Source organism: Vibrio sp. B172a, assembly GCF_030248355.1.
Classification (GTDB): Bacteria; Pseudomonadota; Gammaproteobacteria; order Enterobacterales; family Vibrionaceae; genus Vibrio; species Vibrio owensii.
This window is the reverse complement of sequence record NZ_JAHGAC010000001.1, coordinates 293,894-314,187: the sequence shown is the minus strand read 5'-3', so window position 1 is coordinate 314,187 and position 20,294 is coordinate 293,894. Positions and strand designations below refer to the sequence as shown.

Here is a 20,294-nt window from a genome sequence, read left to right as displayed (position 1 = left end):
ATTGTCGTCTCCGTCATTTTTGACTCATATCAATAAAAGTTCCGGTTTTAAGTTGTTGTTTTTATGTTGTATTTTTCACTTGTTGCCGCAAGTGTCTGTTTTTATAAAGTTTAGATGTTAAATTCGTTGCTCATCTAAATATTCGATTAATATCTATTCCTTTTTCCCATTTTTAAAAATATTGGCATTTCAATAACTTTCGCCCCAACTGATTTAGGGGAACAGTGATGAATAAAAAGAAAATAACACTAGGGATCGTGGGAGCAGGCTTGGTGGCTTACTTCGGCACCGTTTACATGGTGAACCAAGACGATAAAAATGTAGCTCAACAAAATCTGGCGAAATTTAGTTCGCTAGACCAATCTACGCTGGATTATCAAGCGATGAAGGTGTTGGCGGATAAAGGTTGTGGCTATTGCCATACACCAAACAGCGAAATGCCTTTCTACTCAGAAATGCCAGTGGCGAAACAGATCATGGAAGCGGATGTGAAGGTGGCCATGCGTCACTTTGATATGACCAATCTGTTTGGCGACGTGAAGCAGAATGATCCTGTTTCTGAAGTGGCACTTGCTCGTCTTGAGAAGGTGCTTTACGACGACTCAATGCCGCCAGCGATCTACCTGACTATGCACTGGTCAGCGAGCATGTCGAAAGACGAAAAACACACCTTATTGAAGTGGATTCGTGAGAAGCGTGCAGAGCGTCATGCACAGTCTCCGGTATCTGAAGAACGTAAAACCAAAGTTCTACAACCAATTTACACCACGTTCGAAACCGATGCAGACAAGGCTGAACTGGGTAAGGTGCTTTATCACGACACGCGACTATCAGGAGACAATAGTGTCTCATGTGCGTCATGCCATAGCCTTGATACAGGCGGCGTGGACCGACTCGTAACGTCTGTTGGTATTCATGGCCAAGTGGGTGGCATCAATGCGCCAACCGTGTTTAATGCTGTGTACAACAAGCTGCAATTCTGGGATGGTCGTGCCGCGGATCTACAAGACCAAGCGGGTGGTCCTCCGTTTAACCCGATTGAAATGGGCTCTATGGATTGGGATGAAATCGTCGATAAGTTAAGCCAAGATCCAGAAATGGTTGCGATGTTCAAAAAGGTTTACTCAGGTGAGATTAATGGCAACAACATCACGGATGCGATTGCCGAGTTTGAGAAAACCCTAACCACACCAAACAGCCGCTTCGACCAATACATGATGGGTGATACAAAGGCGCTGGACTCGCACGAGAAATACGGTTTGATGTTGTTCAAGAAGTACGATTGTCAAACCTGTCACGCAGGTGAAGCGATGGGTGGTGAAACGTTTGAAACCATGGGCATGAAAGCGGACTACTTCGCTGAGCGTGGTACTGATATGACGGATGCAGACCTTGGTCGTTACAACTTCACTGGCAACAAAGAAGACAAGCACAAGTTCAAAGTGCCAACCTTGCGTAACATTGAACTGACACCGCCATACTTCCACGATGGACATGCTGATACGCTAGAAAAAGCTATCTACGACATGGGTAAATACCAAGTCGGAGTGGAAATGTCGGATGAAGAAGTGGATGCCATCAAAGCGTTCTTGAAAACACTGACGGGTGATTATGAAGGTCGTCCTTTAAGTTAAGCTGAGGCATTACCGACAAGTTTATCACCGATAAAACGATAGACTTCGCAATCGAGACCACCTTTGATTAAGGTGGTCTTTTTTATGGAACAAATTCAATCAAGTAGGGATAGATATGATTGATCATTTTGAAATTAAGGTTGTGGATTTTGACGCCTGTGTCGTTTTTTACTCCAAGGTGCTTACCTCTCTGGGCATTGAGCTAAAATGGTCGGACGAAGCAGCGGCAGGCTTTGGATTAGTTGGTGAAGCCAATACGCGCTTCCTGATAGAAAAGGGTGGTCAAAGCGCCCCTTGCCACATTGCGTTTAAAGCGAATGACAAGGCTTCCGTCGAGGCCTTTCATAAAGCGGGTATTGAGGCTGGTTTTACTTGTCATGGTGAGCCAGGTTTGCGTGAACACTATGCGCCAAATTACTACGCAGTGTTTTTTTATGATCCCGATGGTAACAACATCGAAGCGGTGGTTTATTTATAGGACGTTAACTATAGGATGAGTCAATGGGTATTTACTGATCGAACGATCGCTAGGTCATTGGTTTTACGATCAAGATAGAAGATAATCGAGCTCCTATTTCATCCCTATAAAAAGAACGAAAAATACTATGAAAGTTGTCGTCACAAAGGCAAAAAATCAGCACGCTCAAGGCATTACCGAAGTTCTCAATCCCATCATAGAAGAGGGCTTATACACGATCCTTGATACCATCTTCACCCCAGAAGAGGAAGAAGGCTTCATTGAAAGCTTTCCTGAAACGGGTGTGTTCAATGTGGCATTGAAGGTAAAAGAAGCGGATGAGGAAGACAGCACCGTGCTCGGTTTCCAAAACGTAGAGCCTTTCGCCAGTTATACCAAGGCATTCGCGCATGTCGGCATTATCGGTACGTTCGTTGATGCCAAATGTCGCCGACAAGGTGTCGCTTCAGCGCTGTTTACTGCCACCTTTGCTGATGCTAAATCCAAAGGCTATGAAAAGTTGTTTGCTTATGTCCGAGAGGACAACCCCAACGCGCTCGCAACGTATTTAAAACATGGCTTTGAAGTGGTTGGTACCGCTAAGAAGCACGCCAAGGTTAACGGCCAATACATCAATGAAGTCATGATCGAGAAGTTTCTCTAGCGCCTAGAAGGAAAGCAAGATGCACAAATCAGCAGGTATCATCATCAAAGACGGCGCGTTGTTAGTGTTGCGCTCAAAAGGCAAAGACACCTTCTATGCGCCGGGTGGAAAACTGGATAGTGGCGAAACTTCAGAGCAAGCGTTATGTCGCGAACTTCAAGAAGAAGTGAGCATTGCCGTGAAGGAAAATGCATTGACGCTGTTTGGTCGCTTTGAAGCGCCTGCACACGATAAAGACGGCATTACTTTGGTCATGGATGTGTTCTTCGTTAATGATTATTCGGGCGAGGTGGTTGCCAGTAACGAAATCGAAGAGTGCCTATGGGTAGATTCTTCAAACGTGGATGACATCGCCATAAGCACGATTTTCCGCAATGAGGTGTTCCCAAGCTTGGTTGAACAAGGATTAGTGAAATAACACTAAACCTCTAGCAGAATACGAAAACGCCCACAATGCGACCGTATTGTGGGCGTTTTCTTATGAGCTTTTACTTAGTCAGTTTTTCTGCGTATTCGCTCAGGATCTGCTTGAAGACTTCAACTGGTTGAGCGCCAGTCACAGCACTTTCCATATTGAACACCACTGTTGGTACTGAGCTCACGCCAAGTTGATGCCATTGGCTTTCTTGATACTCGATAGAGTCAGCATTACTTGCGTCGTCTAGGGTGGCGATGCCCATGTTTGCATCTAAACCAATGTCAGTCAGAATCGCTGCCAGTGTGCTTCGGTCAGAGACATCTTTGCGTTGACCAAAGAACGCCGCGAACAGGGCTAACTTCAGTTCAGTTTGCTTACCAAATTGCTCCGCCCACTGCAGCAGTACGTGTGCATCTCGCGTATTGACCATCTTCATGTCATCAAAGTAGTCAAAGTCGAATCCCACTTCTTTACCCAGATTAGTCAGGTTATCGCGTGCACGAACGCTGTCTTCCGGCGTTGTTCCGTATTTCTTCGCTAGGTGTTGGCGTAGGTTTTCACCTTCTGCTGGCATGTTTGGGTTCAACTCGAACGGTTGCCATTCCAACTCAATTTTGTCTTCCAATCCTAGTTCTTGAATTGCTTGTTCTAAGCGTTTGTAGCCGATGATGCACCAAGGGCAAACCACATCTGACACTACGTCGATTTTGATTACTGATTCCATAAAACAGACCTTACTTTTTCGAGTTATAAATTGGATATGGAGACCAAGAGTGCGAATTCAACCAGTTACCTTTTAGTAACCTGATGCTTTCTCACCGCGTTTTATCTTTCAGCGTATCTTTTTCTACAATTCATATTGACCTGTCTATAACTCTACAGTTTAAGATGCTTTCATCGGCGCTGAGGAAAATTACATGTATCGGATATCGGAACTGGCAGAGATGCTGGGTTTGTCTCGTACCACATTGCTCTATTACGAGAAGATTGAGCTCATTAAAGGGCAACGGTTAAGCAACGGCTACCGCGCGTATAGCGATGCGGATCTACAACGCTTGCGTTTGATCCAGCAATTGCAGAGTGGCGGACTGACGCTCAAGGAGTGTAAAGCCTGTTTGGAAGCCAAAGTAGATCGCCAGTTGATGCTGGATAGACTCAAACAGCTCGATGAGGAGATTGAACAAAAGCAGAAGTCGCGCCAGTTGTTGGCGGCGCTGCTTGGTGAAACACCGTTAACCGATTGGCATGAATCGTTGGATGAAGTCGCGCCGGATGCGCACTTGAAATGGCTGATGACGCAAGGTTTTAGCGAGAAAGAAGCCCTTCACTTACGTTGGTTATCAAAAGATATGAATACTCACGACGACTACATGGCGGACTTCTTCCGCGTATATGAAGCCTTGGAGTTCTGGGGGCCTGGTTCAGAGCAAGATACGTTGAAAGCATTGAGCCTATTACCAACTCAACCTGATGAAATATTGGAAATCGGGTGTGGGCAGGGCATTGCGACTCGTACTTTGGCAAAACATGCACACATCACAGCGGTTGATAACGACGAGCCGTCTTTGCAACGCCTACAAGGCAAAGCGGAGGCTCTTGGCTTAAATGACAATATCACCACGGTGTGTGCGAGCATGACAGAACTGCCATTTGCCGATGGGACGAGCAATCTAATTTGGGCGGAAGGCAGTGCTTACATCATGGGTGTGGAGAACGCATTCAAAGCATGGCGCCCATTGCTTAAAGACGGCGGTATCTTAGTGGTGAGCGATTTGGTATGGAATACGGATACACCAAGCGAAGATACGGTGGCGTTCTGGCAAAAAGAATACCCAGATGTGGGCAGTGTCGAGAAGCGTATTGCGCAGGCGAAAGCAGCAGGCTACCGAGTGTTAGAGACGTTCCCAATTAGCCAGCAGGCATGGGATAACTACTACGTTCCTTTAGATGAGCGTGTGCAGAGTTTGAAAGCTGAGATGCCAGCATCACAAGCATTAAAAGACATACAAGTTGAATTAGATATCGTTAAACGCCGTGGTAATGAAGTAGCGTATCAGATGTATATCTTACAAAAAGATTGATAGAAAAATGAACGAAACAACAAATCAAAATACTCAAAAATCTAACTACACACTTTCTCAATATGAGAGAGGCATGAGCAGCGAGATGATCGCTTTGTTTACTCAAACCTTTTCTGATTCTGAAGGCGAAGCAGAAGGCAAAACCATTGGCTTACTCGTCGGTGATTTGTTAACTACAACGCCAGAGCAAGAATTGAAAGGCTTTGTTGCGAAACAAGGTGAACTCTTGATTGCAGGCGTGTTGTTTACACCGTTACGCTTTGAGAATGGTGAAGTGGGTTACTTATTGTCGCCAATGGCAACACTAACAGAGTGCCAAGGCAAAGGTGTAGGACAAGCCCTGATCAACTTTGGCCTTGAACACTTGAAACAACAAGGCATCGAGTTGGTGTTTACCTACGGCGACCCTAACTTCTACTCGCGCGTTGGTTTCCAACAAGTGACGGAAGCGCAATTCAAAGCGCCTCATACTTTGAGCTTCCCACATGGTTGGTTGGCACAATCACTTGTAGGTGAATTGACGCCAATCCAAGGCACATCCTCTTGCGTGCAAGGTTTGGATAGTCCTGCTTACTGGTAACCCATTAAGCTCCGGCAATTGTCGATCTAACCTGAACGAAAAAGCCCCTCTACGATGAACTTGCTGAGGGGCTTTTTGTGTCCTGTCAGTGTAGAGATAGGTATTACTTCACGGTAAGGACCATCTTGCCTACGTGGCCCTTCTCTTGGAATGCCGTTTGTGCTTGGTTGATGTCCTCAAGTGGGAACGTCTGTGCGACCAACGGTTTGATGTTGCCTTGTTCAATATGATGAACCAAGTTTCCAAACACTTCGGGCTCAAGGACGGTACAACCAAAGAAGCTGAGATCTTTGAGGTACAGAGTGCGCACGTCTAGCTCAACCATCGCACCGCCAATGGCACCGGATACCGCGTAACGACCTTTCGGGCGCAAGACTTCAAGGAACTGTGGCCACTGGTCGCCAGCAACCAAATCAATAACCGCATCGACGCTGTTATTGCCAAGCGCTTCAACAAGATTTGCATTACGTGGCACGACTTCATCTGCGCCCAACTCCAGAACTTGTTCATTTTTGCTTGGACTTGTAATGGCAATAACGCTGGCACCGCGCGCTTTGGCGAGTTGAATCGCTGCAGAGCCCACACCACCGGAAGCACCAGAAATCAGGACACGATCTCCTTTGGCAACACGAGAGCGCGTGAGCATGTTTTCTGCCGTTGAATACGAACATGGGAAAGACGCAAGTTCAACGTCAGTCAAATCCGTCTTTAGCTGGTAGGCGTGCTTAGCTGAGACCACGGTGTATTCTGCAAAACCACCGTCGCATTCTGAGCCAAAGTACCAAGGTGGATTAATGGTTTCGCCATTTACATCGCTTAAGCAAGGCTCAATCAGAACGCGTTCACCTATGCGGCGTTCATCTACCATACTGCCAACAGCAACGATCTCGCCACAGACGTCAGCGCCTTGAATACGCGGGAGAACCAGTGCATTGCCGCTCCAACTTGCGTCCTCGCTATCGTTGTCACCTTTTGAATACCAGCCAATACGCGTATTGATATCGGTATTGTTCACGCCTGCCGCGGATACGCGAATCAGCACTTCACTCTCTTTTGGTGTTGGGACTGGAATATCTTGGCGGTATTCCAACATTTCTGGTCCGCCGTGACCGGTCAATAGAACACCTTTCATTGTGGTTGGTAGTGTTGTCATGATTAATCTTCCTTTAGCAATCTTAAAACAGCTTGTTGCGCAGAGTTCAGAGCCTCGTTACCCAGTACCGGCCAAGCGCTGGAGACGCCTTCGTGCAGTAAGAACAGCTGCGTGGCAAGGTCTTGGCGAAGGCTCTGTTTACCCAAAAATTGTCGAACGTCTTCTTTGTGTGCTTTCACGGTTTGGTTGATGATGTCGTGCTCGGGAAATGCCGCAATCGCGTTCATCGACATGCAACCATGCGGTGCGTAGTCTTCCATCCATTGTTTGAGCTTGTTGAATACGTGCTGAGTCGCTTCTAGTCCGGCTTGTGGCGAGTTATCCAGCAGGAAGTTTAAGTAGCGTTGGTGGCGGTGTTCTAACGCAGCCACGATCATGTCTTCCTTCGATGGGTAATGCTTATACAAGGTGCGTAGGCTAACGCCACAGGCCGTCTTGAGCTGTGCCACACTCGGCTCTGCAAATCCAAGCTCGCTAAAAGCTTGTTCTAAACTGGCGGCGATCTGTTCTTTCAACATAGCGTCTTCTCATGGGTAGAATGAATGTTCTACTTTTAGAGTAGAGCGATCGTTCTACCCGTGTCAACCAAGATCGCAGACATAAAAAAACGGAGCCCGAAAGCTCCGTTTAAAATCATAAAGTTAGCGTTAAATATTTTTGTATTCGTCCAACACCAACTGGCTAATCTGAGCGATGACTTGGTCGCGCGCCTGTAACGATAAATCGGTCTCAGTAATGTAAATGCTGATGTAAACCGGTTTATGATTCTCTTTCCAAATCATGGCCGTGATACCACGCGAGCCAAACCCGCCAGCACCAGAACGATCGGCAATCGACCAGCCTTTTGGCAACACCGAGCGCATCAAAGAATCGGAGACTTTGTTGTCTTGCATCCATATCTTTAATTGAATGCGCGACTCGTAAGATAACGAATCGCCTTCTAGCAAGGTGTGTAGAGTGTTTACCATGGCGTTAGGCGTTGTTGTATCTTGCTTGTCGCCCGGTTTTGCTTCATTCAATCTTGGTTCAAAACGGTCAAGACGAGTGGCCTTATCACCAATCGAACGCAAGAATCTGGTTACGCCATGCGGGCCGCCAATGCTGCGTAAAACAATGTTGGCGGCGGTGTTATCGCTCATCAACATTGCGGCTTCACAGGCATGTTCAATACGGGTTGTTTGGCCTGCCATTCGATCCATGACAGGTGACCACACCACCATGTTGCGCTCTTCGACTTTCGCGGTGGCGTTTTTATCAAGCTTTTCGCTGTCCATATCTTTCAGCATGGTTGCGCACGCCAGCGTTTTAAAGGTGCTCATCATTGGGAAGCGCTCGTCGCCACGATAATCCCACTTTTCATCTGTTTGCGTATCCCAAACAGAAACACCAATACGACCCGTAATGTGGTCTTCAATTGCGGAGAGGTCTTCATTCAGTTTGGCGGCGTACGTTGCACTCGAACAGACTAACAATCCGAGTAGCAGAAATAGCTTTTTCATTATTGATTTTCTTAGTGTTATTTATTCCAGTTCGCACCTTGGCGAATTTAGCCGGAACTATAACGAGTGAATACTCTAATGACTGTTAGATTCTTGTCTTTTTTCTGTAGGAATCCTTGCATATGTCGAGCTTTACCCGCTTTTACTCTTATTGACGTTGCTTTACATGTGAAGCGCTAAAGTAAAGTTGTCGATTAACCGAGTAACCAATCATGAAAACATTCCGCAATCTCATCTGGGCAATGATCGCCGCGATGTCCGTATTATGGTTTGCGATGGAACCGCAGCTTTTCTCTTCTACCAATGTGTTTGAATGGCGATCTGCCATGATCCAATATTCAGGCATTCTGTCTTTGATGCTGATGTCGATCACCATGGTGTTGGCAATGCGTCTTCCTGTGGTTGAAAACTGGCTACACGGCATGGACAAAGCGTATCGAGTGCATAAATGGCTCGGCATTGGTGGCGTTGCATTAGGTCTTGCGCACTGGCTTTGGTATCAAGTGCCGAAGTGGCTAGTCATGTCTGGCGTATTAGTAAGACCGGAGAAACACACAGGTGCAGGGCCGGAGGGTAACCTCTCTGGAATCGAGGCTTGGATTCATGGTCTGCGCGACCTTGCTCAAGGCATGGGTGAGTGGGGCTTCTACATGCTGTTGGTTTTGCTGGTGGTTTCTCTATGGGGCGCTGTGAAGTACAAACCCTTTAAACTATCGCACCGCTTTATGTCGGTGGCGTATTTGCTGATCGCGATTCACTCCGTACTGCTGCTCAAACGCGCGTATTGGGGCGAGCCTGTTTACTATCTCACAGTAGCATTCGCAGTTGTGGGCTCGATTGCTGCACTTTACAGTTTGTTTGGCTTTGTTGGTCGTCGTAACAAACATTCTGCGGTTGTAGTGTCGACACGTTACTTCCCTCAAGCTGAAGTGATGGAATTGGTCGTCAAACCAAATGCGTCTTGGTCAGGGCACAAGGCGGGGCAATTTGCTTACTTGCGTTTTGGTGATGAAGATGCCCATCCGTTCACTATCGTCTCTAGCAGTGAAAGTGATGAATTGCGTTTCTTAATCAAAGAGCTCGGCGATTTTACTACCGGCTTGTATGAGCGCGTAAAAGCGGGCGATGCGGTAATGGTTGAGGGGCCTTACGGACGTTTGGAATTTGATTTAGAGAAACCTCAAATCTGGATTGCTGGTGGGGTAGGGATTGCTTCTTTCTTTGCCGCTTTGGAAGCATTGAAAGCGCAAGCGCAAGCGCAAACTAGCGACGTTCATTTGTTTTACTGCAGTCGTGGTATCGACGGTCAGTTGGTTGATGAACTTTGGCACTTAGCGCATCAAGCAAGCGTCAAACTGCATGTGATAGATACCATGAAATCGCCACGTTTGAATGCTGAACGTATTGCGGCTCAGTGTGGTGATTTGAACCAGTATGAAATGTACTTCTGTGGACCAGAAGCTTTCTCAAAAACACTGAAAAAAGAGCTAGATGCGCATCAATTTAATATTGAGCAGAGTTATCACGAAGAGCTATTTATTATGCGCTAAGTGTCAAGATTGTTAGTCATAAGTTAGCTCAGCGGTGAGCTTTTTAAGCCTCAATTTCGATATTCAGAAATGGGTAGGGTAATAAGCAAATCCAAACCGAGAGAGTAAAGATGACTATCACATCAAAACGCATTCTAGCGCTAACAACATTGGCAACTGTGACCGCTTCTGGCCACGCATTGGCAGAAGGCCGCAACAACTCAATTGAAGCGGGTGCGACCTTCGTTGGCGACCACGAAATGTACACCTTGGGTTACAGCCGCGATGTGGGTAACAACATTGTCACCGGTGGTGGTATTTTTGTTGGCTCTGACGCAATTGATATGCCCGTAAAGAACGATCAAGACGCTTGGGGTATGTACGCGAACATTGGTTACCGCTTTGAAATTGCTGAGTTCGATATCATTCCTAAGCTTGGTATCAACTACTTTAATGCGGACGTTGATATCAATGGTGGCACTCACTCTGGCCAGAGCATGAACATTGATAGCGTTTACGCTTCTGTTGGCGGTACGGTTAACTGGCGTATGGTCGGCCTAACGGTTGATTACGGTAAGATCAACGACTCAGCGGTTAACCCGATCAATGGTAAAGAATTTGAAGAAGATGTGGTTCGCGCTACGTTGAGCTTCAACTTCTAACGTTTTTCATCGACCTTTATATTTTTATCGTTTTATTGCACATACTGCTTGTTTGCCGCCTGTACCGGGCGGCTTTTTTGTATGTCCAGTATCGCGATGACCATTGACGTTATAAATCATTGAGAATATCGGATAGGTGCTTTTCTAATTTCACTATCGTTGGATGTTGATAATAGCCACGGTGAAACTGCAAGCCGATATCAAAGAACATCTGAGCGTTATCCTGAATCAACGGAATCTTCTTGATGCCTTGCGGCAAAGCCGAATCGGGCAGCGCAAAGCAAATCAGAACATAATCGGTTTTGATCAACCAATCCAAAGCGGCATGAACCGATGGCACGGTTAAGCGTCTTTCCAAAGCAAACCCAAGTTGTCGCTTCACCCTCTCATAGTAAATGGCGTCATCCAGTGCGCCCATCGACACTCGCACCAATTTTTCATTTTGCAGGCGTTGAATATCAATATGCTCTCGTTGCCAAAGCGGGTTGTTCTGCGAGGTATAGAGATACAAACCAAGCTCACCGATTTTCCGCTCAACCACGCGTTCATTCATAACAGAAGGGTAGCCAGAAATACCGACGGCAAGTGAGCCTGCTTTTGGAAATTCGATGCCTTCAAGATTCCAATCCACCATCGAGAAATCAGCGATATTGTCGTGTTGGCTGAGCAATTCGAGTAACGGTGTGGTGAGAATAGCGCTAAGAGGGTTTGGTACAAAAAAGCGAAATTGGGTCGGTTGCGTAGCGGCTTCAAGAACGTTGACTTGAGTTTGAGCAGACTCCAGTTGTTCTAACGGTTCCTCGATAATGTTCATGAGCTGGCTACAAAACAGAGTCGGGAAATACAGCCCTTTATTAGCAATGAACAGCTCGTTGCCAAATAGCTCACGGCAGTCAGCCAGCTGGCGATTAAACGTGGCTCGGCTGATATCGAGCGTATGGCACACCTTGGGCAACGACTTCTGTTCAAAAATCAGGTTTAAAAAGCGATACAGGTTGAGGTCTATGGAGTGTTTCACAAAGCGCCTTAAGCATAAATTTACGTCGTTGGTTACGACATTGTGTGGTGTTCAAAGGTTCAAATTTGAGCTTCTTAACCGTCAAAAATGCGCACGTAATCCACGTATTCTGAGAGTGGTAAATCGACGTATTCATTGCTCGGAGGTGTCATGCTTAAAGATCTGGTTGGCTTATTCATTTTGGTGCTCTTGCTTAGTGCTCCAGTGTTTGCAGAAGAGAGAGAACCTTTTATCGCCGGTGGCGTAACGTTTTTGGATGAGCATGAGGTCTTGAGTGTAGAGATGGGCGCAGAAGTGTTACCCAATATCAATTGGTCACTCGGCTTCAATGCACCGATAGACAGCGGTGAGCAAGAGCACTTTGGTACGCATTGGGCAGAGAAGCAAGTTTGGGGATTACATACTGCTTTGGGCTACGAGATTCGCGTGAATGACATGTTGGCGATAACGCCGCGTATCGGGTTGAATTACAACAATGTCGAGATTGAGTATTTTGAAGAAGAGACGGGTGAGTATGTCGACACAGACAGCCAAAACAACTTTGAACCAACCTTAGGTGTCAAAGTCGATATTGCCAGCGTTGGACTTATTGTTGAAGGCTACAAAATTGACGAGGACATCAGCTTATCGGAGGAGGATGAGATGGCGGTTCGAGTTATGGCAGCCTATAACTTCTGAGCCGATATCAGTTAGAAAGCATGGATTCAGAGAGAAAAAAGGAGCTGAAATGTCAGCTCCTTTTTGTTGTGTTCAAGTACGATTTACAGCGTAATGTTCTTTGTCATGCCTGCTTCTGCATGGCCCGGAATGTTGCACGCGAACTCAATCTTGTTGTCACCGTGGAAATGCCACAACAACTGCTTCGCTTTGCCCGGCTCGACCGTCACAGAGTTGCCCGAGTCGTGCATATGATCACCGCTCATTGTCTTCATCATTTCGCGATGTTCTAACTGCTCTTTGGCAGAACCAATCGTAAACTCGTGGTTGATCTTACCTGTGTTCATCACAACAAATTGCACCACATCGTTTGGCTCAATTTTAACGTCTTTTTTGAACTTGATAGTCATGTCATCACCCAAGATAACGTGTACCACCTTGTCTGGCTTTGCCCCTTTTGCTGGCATACCTACTGCCGACATGCCCGGCATATCCATCATGTTTGAATGGTCCATTTTACTGTGGTCCATCTTCATGCTGCCGTGGTCCATATTTTCATGCTTCATGTTGCTATGATCCATGTTCGCGTGGTCCATGTTTGAATGATCCATTTGGGCAAACGCAGTCGTTGTTGTTAGGACTAGAGCAAGAGTGATTAGTGTCTTTTTCATTTTTATATCCTTGTTTTAATTCATTAATAACTTGGTTGCTTCCCCTCAAACGAATTGATTGAGGGGAAGGTAGGGATTAAGCGTTGTTGTTTACATCACTAGCTTGAGTGCTAGCTTGGTGATTAGTCGCATTGCTATGACGCAACTCACGTTGTTTCCACAGCTTGAAGATGGCTGGAAGTACCAACAGCGTCAGCAGCAGTGCCGATGCCATACCGCCAATCATTGGTGCGGCGATGCGTTGCATTACTTCTGATCCTGTACCTTCGCCGTACATGATCGGAATCAGACCAATAATGACCGTCAGTACCGTCATCATTACTGGGCGGACACGCAGGCCTGCACCTTCACGAATGGCATCGGTTAGGTCTTTCACCTCAAGCTTCTGTTGGCTCTCTTCCGCATCCAGCTTTTTGTAGTGCCATGCTTGGTTGAGGTAGACGAGCATGATGACCCCAATCTCAACCGCGACGCCTGCTAGGGCAATAAAGCCGACCCCAACGGCAATCGAGAAGTTGTAGTTGAGGATATGCATGAGCCACAAACCACCAACCATAGCGAGTGGTAGCGTAAGCATGATGATCATTACTTCGCCAACGCGACGGAAGCTAAAGTAAAGCAGCAGCATAATGATGGCGATGGTGATCGGTACCACGACACTCAAGCGGTCTTTCGCACGCTCCATGTATTCGTATTGACCAGACCAAGCCAGCGAGTAACCCGCAGGAAGTTCCAATTGATCAGCCACGACTTGCTGTGCTTCCACGACGTAAGAGCCAAGGTCACGACCATCGATGTCGACAAATACCCAGCCATTCGGACGCGCGTTTTCTGTCTTGATCATCGGAGGGCCATCTTCGTAACGAATGTCCGCTACGTCAGCCAGTGCAATACGAGCACCATTTGGTGTCACTAACGGTAGGTTTTGCAGTTTAACCACTGAATCTCGGTAGTCTTGTGGGTAACGAACATTGATTGGGTAACGCTCCAAGCCTTCGATGGTTTCACCCACATTCATGCCGCCCACCGCAGTGGAGATCACCTGCTGAACGTCTTTGATGCTCAAGCCGTAACGCGCTGCTGCACGACGTTTAATGTCGATCGTGACATAACGACCACCTGCTACACGTTCTGCGTAAACCGATGCCGTGCCTTGTACGCCATTAAGAATTGGCTCTAGCTGAGAACCGATCTTCTCAATCACTTTCAGATCAGGTCCGGCGATCTTAATGCCGATAGGGGTTTTGATGCCCGTTGCCAACATGTCGATACGCGTTTTGATCGGCATTACCCAAGCGTTAGTAAGACCAGGGAACTGAACCAGCTTGTCGAACTCTTTGCGCAGTGACTCGGTTGTTACCCCTTCACGCCATTGGTCGCGTGGCTTCAACTGAATCACGGTTTCAATCATGGTGAGTGGCGCTGGATCGGTTGCGGTCTCAGCTCGGCCAATTTTGCCCCATACGGTTTTCACTTCTGGAACGGTTTTGATCAGCTTGTTGGTTTGTTGTAGAAGCTCACGCGCCTTACCAATTGAGATACCCGGATAGGTCGTTGGCATGTACATCAAGTCGCCTTCATCCAGTGGCGGGATGAACTCGCTACCCAGTTTACTGGTAGGGTAGTAAGCCGACGCCATCAGACCTAATGCGATAACAATCATGCTCTTAGGGTATTTTAAGCTGGTGTTCAACAGCGGACGGTACAACGCGACCAAACCACGGTTAACTGGGTTTTTGTGTTCCGGTAACACCTTACCGCGAATGAAGTAGCCCATAAGAACAGGCACGAGTGTGATTGCCAAACCTGCTGCCGCTGCCATGGCGTAAGTCTTAGTGAAAGCAAGTGGCGAGAACATCTTGCCTTCTTGGCCTTCTAAGGCGAACACTGGTACGAAGCTAAGAGTGATGATCAGCAATGAGAAAAACAGCGGTGCGCCGACCTCTTCTGCGGCTTTACCTATTACTTGCCAGCGGTTTTTGTCGGTCAGTGGTGTTCGTTCAATGTGCTTGTGAACGTTTTCAATCATCACGATTGCACCATCTACCATGGCACCGATGGCAATCGCGATACCACCAAGGGACATGATGTTGGCGTTGATGCCTTGCCAATGCATTACGATAAACGCAGTGAGAATGCCAACCGGTAGGCTCAGAGCGATAACCAATGAAGAACGAATGTGGAACAGGAACAACGCACACACAATCGCAACGACGATGAACTCTTCTGCAAGCTTTTTCCATAGGTTTTCTACCGCTGAATTGATAAGGGTAGAGCGGTCGTAGGTTGCTACAATTTCCACGCCTTCTGGCAGGCTGCGTTGTAGGTCTGCTAGCTTGTCTTTGACTTTCGCAATCACTTCACTGGCGTTTTCACCAAAGCGCATCACGATAACGCCACCTACCGCTTCACCTTCGCCATTCAGCTCTGAGATACCACGGCGCATTTGTGGGCCAAGGTTAATGTCTGCGATGTCCCCTAGTAGCAACGGCGTGCCTTTCTCAGTGACTTTTAGCGGCAGTGACTTGATGTCTTCAATGCTGGTTAGGTAACCCGTGGTACGAACCATGTGCTCTGCTTCAGCCACTTCGATAACAGACGCGCCGGTTTCTTGGTTACCGTTTTGGATTGCCATGTTCACTTGTTGCAGAGTGAGGTTGTAAGCACGCAGCTTGGCAGGATCAATCTGCACTTGATACTGCTTCACCATACCGCCGACGGTAGCGACTTCAGAAACGCCATCAACGGTTTGCAATTCGTACTTCAAGAACCAGTCTTGCAGGCTGCGAAGATCTGCCAAATCATGCTTGCCGGTTTTGTCTTGTAATACGTAGCTGTAAACCCAGCCCACGCCCGTTGCATCAGGACCTAAGGTTGGTTTTGCGTTCGGTGGCAGCTTTGGTGCTACTTGGCTTAAGTACTCCAACACGCGTGAACGTGCCCAGTACATGTCGGTATCATCGTTGAAAATGATATAAACGTAAGAGTCACCAAAGAAAGAGTAGCCACGAACTGTCTCAGCACCCGGCACGGCAAGCATGGCGGTGGTGAGTGGGTAAGTAACTTGATCCTCAACGACTTGAGGAGCTTGCCCCGGATAGCTTGTCTTGATGATCACTTGCACATCAGAAAGATCCGGAATCGCATCAACAGGCGTATTCTTTACACTGTAAAGTCCGCCTAATACAAGGGCTAAGGTCGCGACCAACACTAGGAATCGGTTGCTCAGTGACCAACGAATAATAGCATTGATCATAATTAACCCTCGACGGCTGTTGTTACAGGAACTAGCTGTTTAAGAACGTAGTCAGATCCTTGTTTTTCAACTAGAAACCGAACTTTCTGTCCTTCTTCAAAACCCGATAGATCAACGTCTTCACCGACAGAGAAGTTCATCTCGCCCGCATCCCAGTTCCATTCTGCAACCGGTAGGTGGTTTAAGGTAATCATGCCAAAATCAGCCATCAGCATTGTGATGTCACCAGTCAGCCAAACTTCAGCTGCAATGACGCTGTTGTCTGCCTTATAGTCGATGATTTGGTACTGACCGGACTCTGTCTTTTGCATTTCAAATTCGATAGCCTGACCTTTTTTCAAGTCACCCATTTCAACGCCCTCTGCGAAAGTGAAGTTCATTACCATGCCCGGCCAATCCCATTCTGGTACAGGCTGGTGGTTGATGGTCAGCATACGGTGATCTTTCATAACGTCTGTGATCTCACCTTTGGCCCATGCTGTTTCTGCCGCTGCTTCTACACCATTGATGCGAGACAGATCCGCCGACTGGCTTGATTCAGAGTCGAGCATGAAGTGAGATGAAGTAACGATCTTATCGCCTTGTTTAAGCCCTTGTAATACTTCGATTTGTTCGCCAGCTTCGCGGCCAACTTCAATTCGAGCAGAACGGTATTTGCCATCACCTTCCGCCAGAACAACGCGAGTCATACCGCCAGAGCGGATAACAGATGATTTAGGAATCGTTAATACTGCGTCGTCAGTGACAGGCTGAAGGGCAATGTTGGCGAACATGTTTGGCTTCAATGCGCCATCTGGGTTAGGGAATTTAAGGCGCACACGCAACGTACGTGTTTTCGGATCAAGGATTGGGTACACGTAATCGACAACACCTTGCCATTCATTGCCCGGAATCGCATCAAGGGTCATCGTGGCTTGAGAACCCGCTTTCATCCAGTGTGCTTGACGCTCAAAGACTTCAGCATCAACCCAAACATTGTCCAAAGGACCTGCACTGATCACCGCTTGAGCAGGGGATAAATAGCCACCTTCACGCACGTTTAAGCTCGCGATAACGCCATCAGCAGGCGCTTTAATTTCAATTGTTTGTGATGCTTTACCACTACGAGTAATGGATTTGATTTGAGCACGGTCAACACCAAGTGTTACCAAGCGTTCGGTCGCCCCTTTTACAAGACCTTTGCGGCCAGTGCGGTAAGCGTTCAGCAATTCTTCTTGTGCTTTAACCAGTTCTGGAGAGTAGAGCGTGAAAAGCACATCGCCTTTCTTCACTTTCTCACCCACAGCATTGATGTAAAGCTTCTCTACCCAACCCGCCACACGAACGTTGGTTTGCCATAACAGACTTTCATCAAAGGCAATATAGCCAACCGTTTCGATACGTGGTGACAACTGCTGTAGTGTCGCGTTTGCGGTTTTAACCCCGAGGTTGTTCTCTACTGAAGGGTCAATAGTCACTGTACCCGGTGCGTCTTGTTCACCGGATAGGTCTTCTGCGTAAACCGGAATCAAATCCATGCCCATTGGGGATTTACCCGGTTTGTCACGTTTGTAATTCGGATCCATTGGGGCAACCCAGTAAAGCGGATCATTAGAGCTTACAGCAGATTCGCCACCCATCGCACTCATGTCGTGAGCCGAGCCCGTAAGAAAATGATTAGCACCAAACCCTAAAGCACCACCAACAATCAGCGCGATGGTTGCAATCTTTAATGTTTTCATTGTTTTACCTTATTTTTCCCTTCACATTTGACGCTACAGCGTTGTTGCCTGCTCTCGTTCACCCAAGTCACATAGAAGATCCCTTAGTTTGTTAGGGAAAGTGCTCATGGGATTCTCTCGTTTGCCGCCTAGCTGTAGCCCCAACTGTCTTGGGGAATCACAAATTAATATGTCGAGATAGAGCGAGCTTCCGGTGAAGCCACTTGATAGTCGAAACCACCGAGTAGGGTGGCTAAATTGCTGTTTGCGATGTTGAGATCGGTCAGCAGACGTTGTTGCTCTAATTGCAGAGCCAACTCGTCAGTCGTGGCAGAAATCACATCGTTAAACTGCGCTGTGTTGTTTTGATAACCCCGCTCAACGGCTTGAATGCGCGCTTTCGCTTGAGGCAATAAGGTGGATTGATAACGTTCTAAGCGTTGGGTTAAGTTGCCGCGATCAACCAGCAAAGTGTTCACCTTGGCATTCATCTGCGTTAGTAAGGTGTCTTTTTGCGATTGTGCCGCGCCAACTTGGTATTGAGCGGCCGCGAGATTGCGATCTTGGCGGTCACCTGTGAACAGTGGAATGTCCATGGTGAGGTAAGCGCTAACCAAATCAGAGGCGGGCTCACCCATCATGTTGTCGGCTTGGCGGTAGGCGTACATTACTTCGACGCCAAATTGTGGGTTGTAGGCTTGCTCAGCAATTTCCACCTGAGTTTTATTGGCAGAAATGCTGACGTCGGCCATCTTAACCATCGGGTGTTGGCTGAGTTGCTGATAATGCTTGGTGGAACCCTGACTCGCAGCAAGTTTGCTGTTCAGTGTGTCCCAATTAAGTTGATTGCTCGCGTGCAGAGCCTGTTCGTTTGCCAACCAATCTGACCCCAACCATTCGGAGAGTTGAGAGATAAGACGATTTTGCATTTGTGCGTTGGCTTGCAGTTTCTCATCCAATTTACTGACTTGAAGTTGGGCGTTGAGCAGATCTTGCGCTTCACTCTTACCAATCGAATAGTTGGTTTGAATAAAGCTTTCCATCTCCTTCATCAACTTGCGATTCTCAAGCATGATTTGCTCAGCGCGTTGCTGGTAACCAAGCTCTAACCAAAGTTGAGTCATGCTGTTGGCTACCTCAAGCTCACGAGCATGAACTTGAAGTCCAAGGCCGTCAGCTTGTTGATTGGCTTTCTTCTGCTGTAAATCAAGCGTAGAGCCACGCTCAAACTGTTGCATTAAACCAACGGAGATGTTGGTCATTGGGTCTTCATCGAATTTGAAGCTGTCGACAGGCAAGCCACCAAAACCCACTTTCAGTTTTGGGTCCATCAAGGTCGCACTCGCGACGCCCGTTTCACGCATGGCAGCAGATTGCGCAGAGTATTGCTTACGATTGCCATCGTTACTCAAAGCGACGTTGATCAGTTGGGCAAGCTTGGTCGTTGAAGCTCGCTCACTTGATGCGGAATTTTGCGCTGCGTGCGTCTCTTTTCCTGCGGCGTTAACCAAGGTAGGCGCAGCGACCAGAGCCACCATAAAAATAGGTGCAGCTAAGCGGTATGGTTTGATATCCATAATCTAAATCCAGTGTTCGCCGGATCGATGGAGGTGCGGATTTTATTGCGGGAACAGTAAAGCCTTGTTACCTCATCGTTCAGGCGCATTAAAACAACCTGCGATACACGCGCAGGGTCGAATGCTAGGATGGATTTAGGCTATAGGAGGTCGGTACAGGTCGCGGCTGACGTGTACGACTGGGGAAGCAACTTCAGGAGTAATAGTTGCGCGATAGACGACGGGCATTGGGCTATTGATAGGATTCGGTAGGGGGACGAAAACTATCGTACACGCGGCAGTACAGCAGGTATGAACCATGCCGGAGCCTCCACCACAGTTCATGCTGGTTTCTCTTGCATCGCCATCTTCGGACATAGAAGCGTCATTCATGGAGACGTCCATCATGCCAGGCATACCGCAGTGTTCGCTGTCACTCATCATAGAAGGATGGTGAGCCATGCCAGTAGACATCATTTGAATATTCATCAACGGCTCACTGTTCGCCACACTAGATACCAATAGTACTAGCGTCGTGAAGAGAGTTAACCAGATTGTATGCAGCGATTTTAAGTGCATACCCTTTCCCATGTGTTTGATGAAAATGATGAAAATGATGAAAACCCTTCGATTCTAAAGGTTAACCTAAGGGTAAGGTCAATCATTTATTACTCTTATTATCAAAATAGTCCACCCCTTCAGTTTTCGCACTTTCGAGGGAGTAAAACGTTTGTTAAACACCGAGTGTTGAAAGTTAGC

19 protein-coding genes are annotated in these 20,294 nt (G+C 47.3%); 9 read left to right on the top strand and 10 right to left on the bottom strand.

Annotation, left to right across the window (positions count from 1 at the left end; genetic code table 11):
• Positions 1-227: 227 nt before the first annotated feature.
• From KIT90_RS01270 to KIT90_RS01255, 4 genes are all read left to right on the top strand, one after another.
• On the top strand, positions 228-1,634 hold the full coding sequence (locus tag KIT90_RS01270; protein WP_285374582.1) for a cytochrome-c peroxidase: 1,407 nt from the start codon (positions 228-230) through the stop codon (positions 1,632-1,634).
• Between the two features lie 115 nt (positions 1,635-1,749).
• A complete protein-coding gene (locus KIT90_RS01265; RefSeq protein ID WP_285374580.1) occupies positions 1,750-2,112 on the top strand; it encodes a VOC family protein in 363 nt (120 codons plus the stop codon).
• 127 nt (positions 2,113-2,239) lie between these two features.
• Complete coding sequence (locus tag KIT90_RS01260) at positions 2,240-2,755, top strand: GNAT family N-acetyltransferase (RefSeq protein ID WP_285374576.1); 516 nt, start codon at positions 2,240-2,242, stop codon at positions 2,753-2,755.
• Positions 2,756-2,774: 19 nt separating this feature from the next.
• A complete protein-coding gene (locus KIT90_RS01255) occupies positions 2,775-3,173 on the top strand; it encodes an NUDIX domain-containing protein (protein WP_045394678.1) in 399 nt (132 codons plus the stop codon).
• A 70-nt stretch (positions 3,174-3,243) separates the two neighbouring features.
• Here KIT90_RS01255 and KIT90_RS01250 read toward each other — a convergent pair whose 3' ends face one another.
• The gene (locus KIT90_RS01250) at positions 3,244-3,897 is read right to left on the bottom strand and encodes a DsbA family oxidoreductase (RefSeq protein WP_285374573.1); all 654 of its coding nucleotides are present in this window, start codon (positions 3,895-3,897) and stop codon (positions 3,244-3,246) included.
• A 193-nt stretch (positions 3,898-4,090) separates the two neighbouring features.
• Here KIT90_RS01250 and KIT90_RS01245 point away from each other — a divergent pair, with 193 nt between their 5' ends.
• Both KIT90_RS01245 and KIT90_RS01240 read left to right on the top strand, forming a co-directional pair.
• Entirely contained in the window at positions 4,091-5,254 is a 1,164-nt protein-coding gene (locus KIT90_RS01245; RefSeq protein ID WP_285374569.1) for a MerR family transcriptional regulator, read from the top strand.
• A 7-nt stretch (positions 5,255-5,261) separates the two neighbouring features.
• Complete coding sequence (locus KIT90_RS01240; RefSeq protein ID WP_285374567.1) at positions 5,262-5,834, top strand: GNAT family N-acetyltransferase; 573 nt, start codon at positions 5,262-5,264, stop codon at positions 5,832-5,834.
• A 103-nt stretch (positions 5,835-5,937) separates the two neighbouring features.
• Here the strand turns inward: KIT90_RS01240 and KIT90_RS01235 are convergent, their stop codons facing one another.
• The 3 genes from KIT90_RS01235 to blaCARB all read right to left on the bottom strand — a co-directional run bounded on the left by KIT90_RS01235 (position 5,938) and on the right by blaCARB (position 8,486).
• Complete coding sequence (locus KIT90_RS01235) at positions 5,938-6,987, bottom strand: alcohol dehydrogenase family protein (protein WP_306309978.1); 1,050 nt, start codon at positions 6,985-6,987, stop codon at positions 5,938-5,940.
• Positions 6,988-6,989: 2 nt separating this feature from the next.
• Complete coding sequence (locus KIT90_RS01230) at positions 6,990-7,505, bottom strand: TetR/AcrR family transcriptional regulator (RefSeq protein WP_005435424.1); 516 nt, start codon at positions 7,503-7,505, stop codon at positions 6,990-6,992.
• Positions 7,506-7,634: 129 nt separating this feature from the next.
• Positions 7,635-8,486, bottom strand: coding sequence for a CARB/PSE/RTG family carbenicillin-hydrolyzing class A beta-lactamase (blaCARB, locus tag KIT90_RS01225; protein ID WP_199482091.1), 852 nt, complete (start codon positions 8,484-8,486; stop codon positions 7,635-7,637).
• A 212-nt stretch (positions 8,487-8,698) separates the two neighbouring features.
• Between blaCARB and KIT90_RS01220 the strand changes: the two genes are divergently transcribed.
• Both KIT90_RS01220 and KIT90_RS01215 read left to right on the top strand, forming a co-directional pair.
• Complete coding sequence (locus tag KIT90_RS01220) at positions 8,699-10,036, top strand: ferric reductase-like transmembrane domain-containing protein (RefSeq protein WP_285374560.1); 1,338 nt, start codon at positions 8,699-8,701, stop codon at positions 10,034-10,036.
• A gap of 110 nt (positions 10,037-10,146) precedes the next feature.
• Positions 10,147-10,677, top strand: a complete 531-nt coding sequence (locus KIT90_RS01215) for a hypothetical protein (protein WP_009706222.1) — start codon at positions 10,147-10,149, stop codon at positions 10,675-10,677.
• Between the two features lie 109 nt (positions 10,678-10,786).
• Here KIT90_RS01215 and KIT90_RS01210 read toward each other — a convergent pair whose 3' ends face one another.
• Positions 10,787-11,695: a LysR family transcriptional regulator gene (locus KIT90_RS01210; RefSeq protein ID WP_285374558.1), complete on the bottom strand. Its 909-nt coding sequence runs from the start codon at positions 11,693-11,695 to the stop codon at positions 10,787-10,789.
• Positions 11,696-11,845: 150 nt separating this feature from the next.
• On the opposite strand from KIT90_RS01210, the gene KIT90_RS01205 reads away from it, so the two are divergent.
• Complete coding sequence (locus KIT90_RS01205; RefSeq protein WP_171305402.1) at positions 11,846-12,373, top strand: autotransporter domain-containing protein; 528 nt, start codon at positions 11,846-11,848, stop codon at positions 12,371-12,373.
• 83 nt (positions 12,374-12,456) lie between these two features.
• Here KIT90_RS01205 and KIT90_RS01200 read toward each other — a convergent pair whose 3' ends face one another.
• From KIT90_RS01200 to KIT90_RS01180, 5 genes are all read right to left on the bottom strand, one after another.
• Positions 12,457-13,023, bottom strand: a complete 567-nt coding sequence (locus tag KIT90_RS01200) for a copper-binding protein (protein ID WP_285374555.1) — start codon at positions 13,021-13,023, stop codon at positions 12,457-12,459.
• 76 nt (positions 13,024-13,099) lie between these two features.
• A complete protein-coding gene (locus tag KIT90_RS01195) occupies positions 13,100-16,279 on the bottom strand; it encodes an efflux RND transporter permease subunit (protein WP_285374553.1) in 3,180 nt (1,059 codons plus the stop codon).
• 2 nt (positions 16,280-16,281) lie between these two features.
• Positions 16,282-18,000 carry an efflux RND transporter periplasmic adaptor subunit gene (locus KIT90_RS01190; protein ID WP_285374550.1) on the bottom strand — a complete coding sequence of 573 codons (1,719 nt, stop codon included), beginning with the start codon at positions 17,998-18,000 and terminating at the stop codon, positions 16,282-16,284.
• Between the two features lie 164 nt (positions 18,001-18,164).
• The gene (locus KIT90_RS01185; protein WP_285374547.1) at positions 18,165-19,556 is read right to left on the bottom strand and encodes a TolC family protein; all 1,392 of its coding nucleotides are present in this window, start codon (positions 19,554-19,556) and stop codon (positions 18,165-18,167) included.
• A gap of 135 nt (positions 19,557-19,691) precedes the next feature.
• Entirely contained in the window at positions 19,692-20,114 is a 423-nt protein-coding gene (locus KIT90_RS01180; RefSeq protein WP_130545838.1) for a hypothetical protein, read from the bottom strand.
• Positions 20,115-20,294 lie beyond the last annotated feature (180 nt).

Bases quoted from the DNA above. Each gene is read 5' to 3' on its own strand.
- KIT90_RS01270 (WP_285374582.1), top strand. From the start codon at position 228: ATGAATAAAAAGAAAATAACACTAGGGATCGTGGGAGCAGGCTTGGTG.
- KIT90_RS01265 (WP_285374580.1), top strand. From the start codon at position 1,750: ATGATTGATCATTTTGAAATTAAGGTTGTGGATTTTGACGCCTGTGTC.
- KIT90_RS01260 (WP_285374576.1), top strand. From the start codon at position 2,240: ATGAAAGTTGTCGTCACAAAGGCAAAAAATCAGCACGCTCAAGGCATT.
- KIT90_RS01255 (WP_045394678.1), top strand. From the start codon at position 2,775: ATGCACAAATCAGCAGGTATCATCATCAAAGACGGCGCGTTGTTAGTG.
- KIT90_RS01250 (WP_285374573.1), bottom strand. From the start codon at position 3,897: ATGGAATCAGTAATCAAAATCGACGTAGTGTCAGATGTGGTTTGCCCT.
- KIT90_RS01245 (WP_285374569.1), top strand. From the start codon at position 4,091: ATGTATCGGATATCGGAACTGGCAGAGATGCTGGGTTTGTCTCGTACC.
- KIT90_RS01240 (WP_285374567.1), top strand. From the start codon at position 5,262: ATGAACGAAACAACAAATCAAAATACTCAAAAATCTAACTACACACTT.
- KIT90_RS01235 (WP_306309978.1), bottom strand. From the start codon at position 6,987: ATGACAACACTACCAACCACAATGAAAGGTGTTCTATTGACCGGTCAC.
- KIT90_RS01230 (WP_005435424.1), bottom strand. From the start codon at position 7,505: ATGTTGAAAGAACAGATCGCCGCCAGTTTAGAACAAGCTTTTAGCGAG.
- blaCARB (WP_199482091.1), bottom strand. From the start codon at position 8,486: ATGAAAAAGCTATTTCTGCTACTCGGATTGTTAGTCTGTTCGAGTGCA.
- KIT90_RS01220 (WP_285374560.1), top strand. From the start codon at position 8,699: ATGAAAACATTCCGCAATCTCATCTGGGCAATGATCGCCGCGATGTCC.
- KIT90_RS01215 (WP_009706222.1), top strand. From the start codon at position 10,147: ATGACTATCACATCAAAACGCATTCTAGCGCTAACAACATTGGCAACT.
- KIT90_RS01205 (WP_171305402.1), top strand. From the start codon at position 11,846: ATGCTTAAAGATCTGGTTGGCTTATTCATTTTGGTGCTCTTGCTTAGT.
- KIT90_RS01200 (WP_285374555.1), bottom strand. From the start codon at position 13,023: ATGAAAAAGACACTAATCACTCTTGCTCTAGTCCTAACAACAACGACT.
- KIT90_RS01195 (WP_285374553.1), bottom strand. From the start codon at position 16,279: ATGATCAATGCTATTATTCGTTGGTCACTGAGCAACCGATTCCTAGTG.
- KIT90_RS01190 (WP_285374550.1), bottom strand. From the start codon at position 18,000: ATGAAAACATTAAAGATTGCAACCATCGCGCTGATTGTTGGTGGTGCT.
- KIT90_RS01185 (WP_285374547.1), bottom strand. From the start codon at position 19,556: ATGGATATCAAACCATACCGCTTAGCTGCACCTATTTTTATGGTGGCT.
- KIT90_RS01180 (WP_130545838.1), bottom strand. From the start codon at position 20,114: ATGCACTTAAAATCGCTGCATACAATCTGGTTAACTCTCTTCACGACG.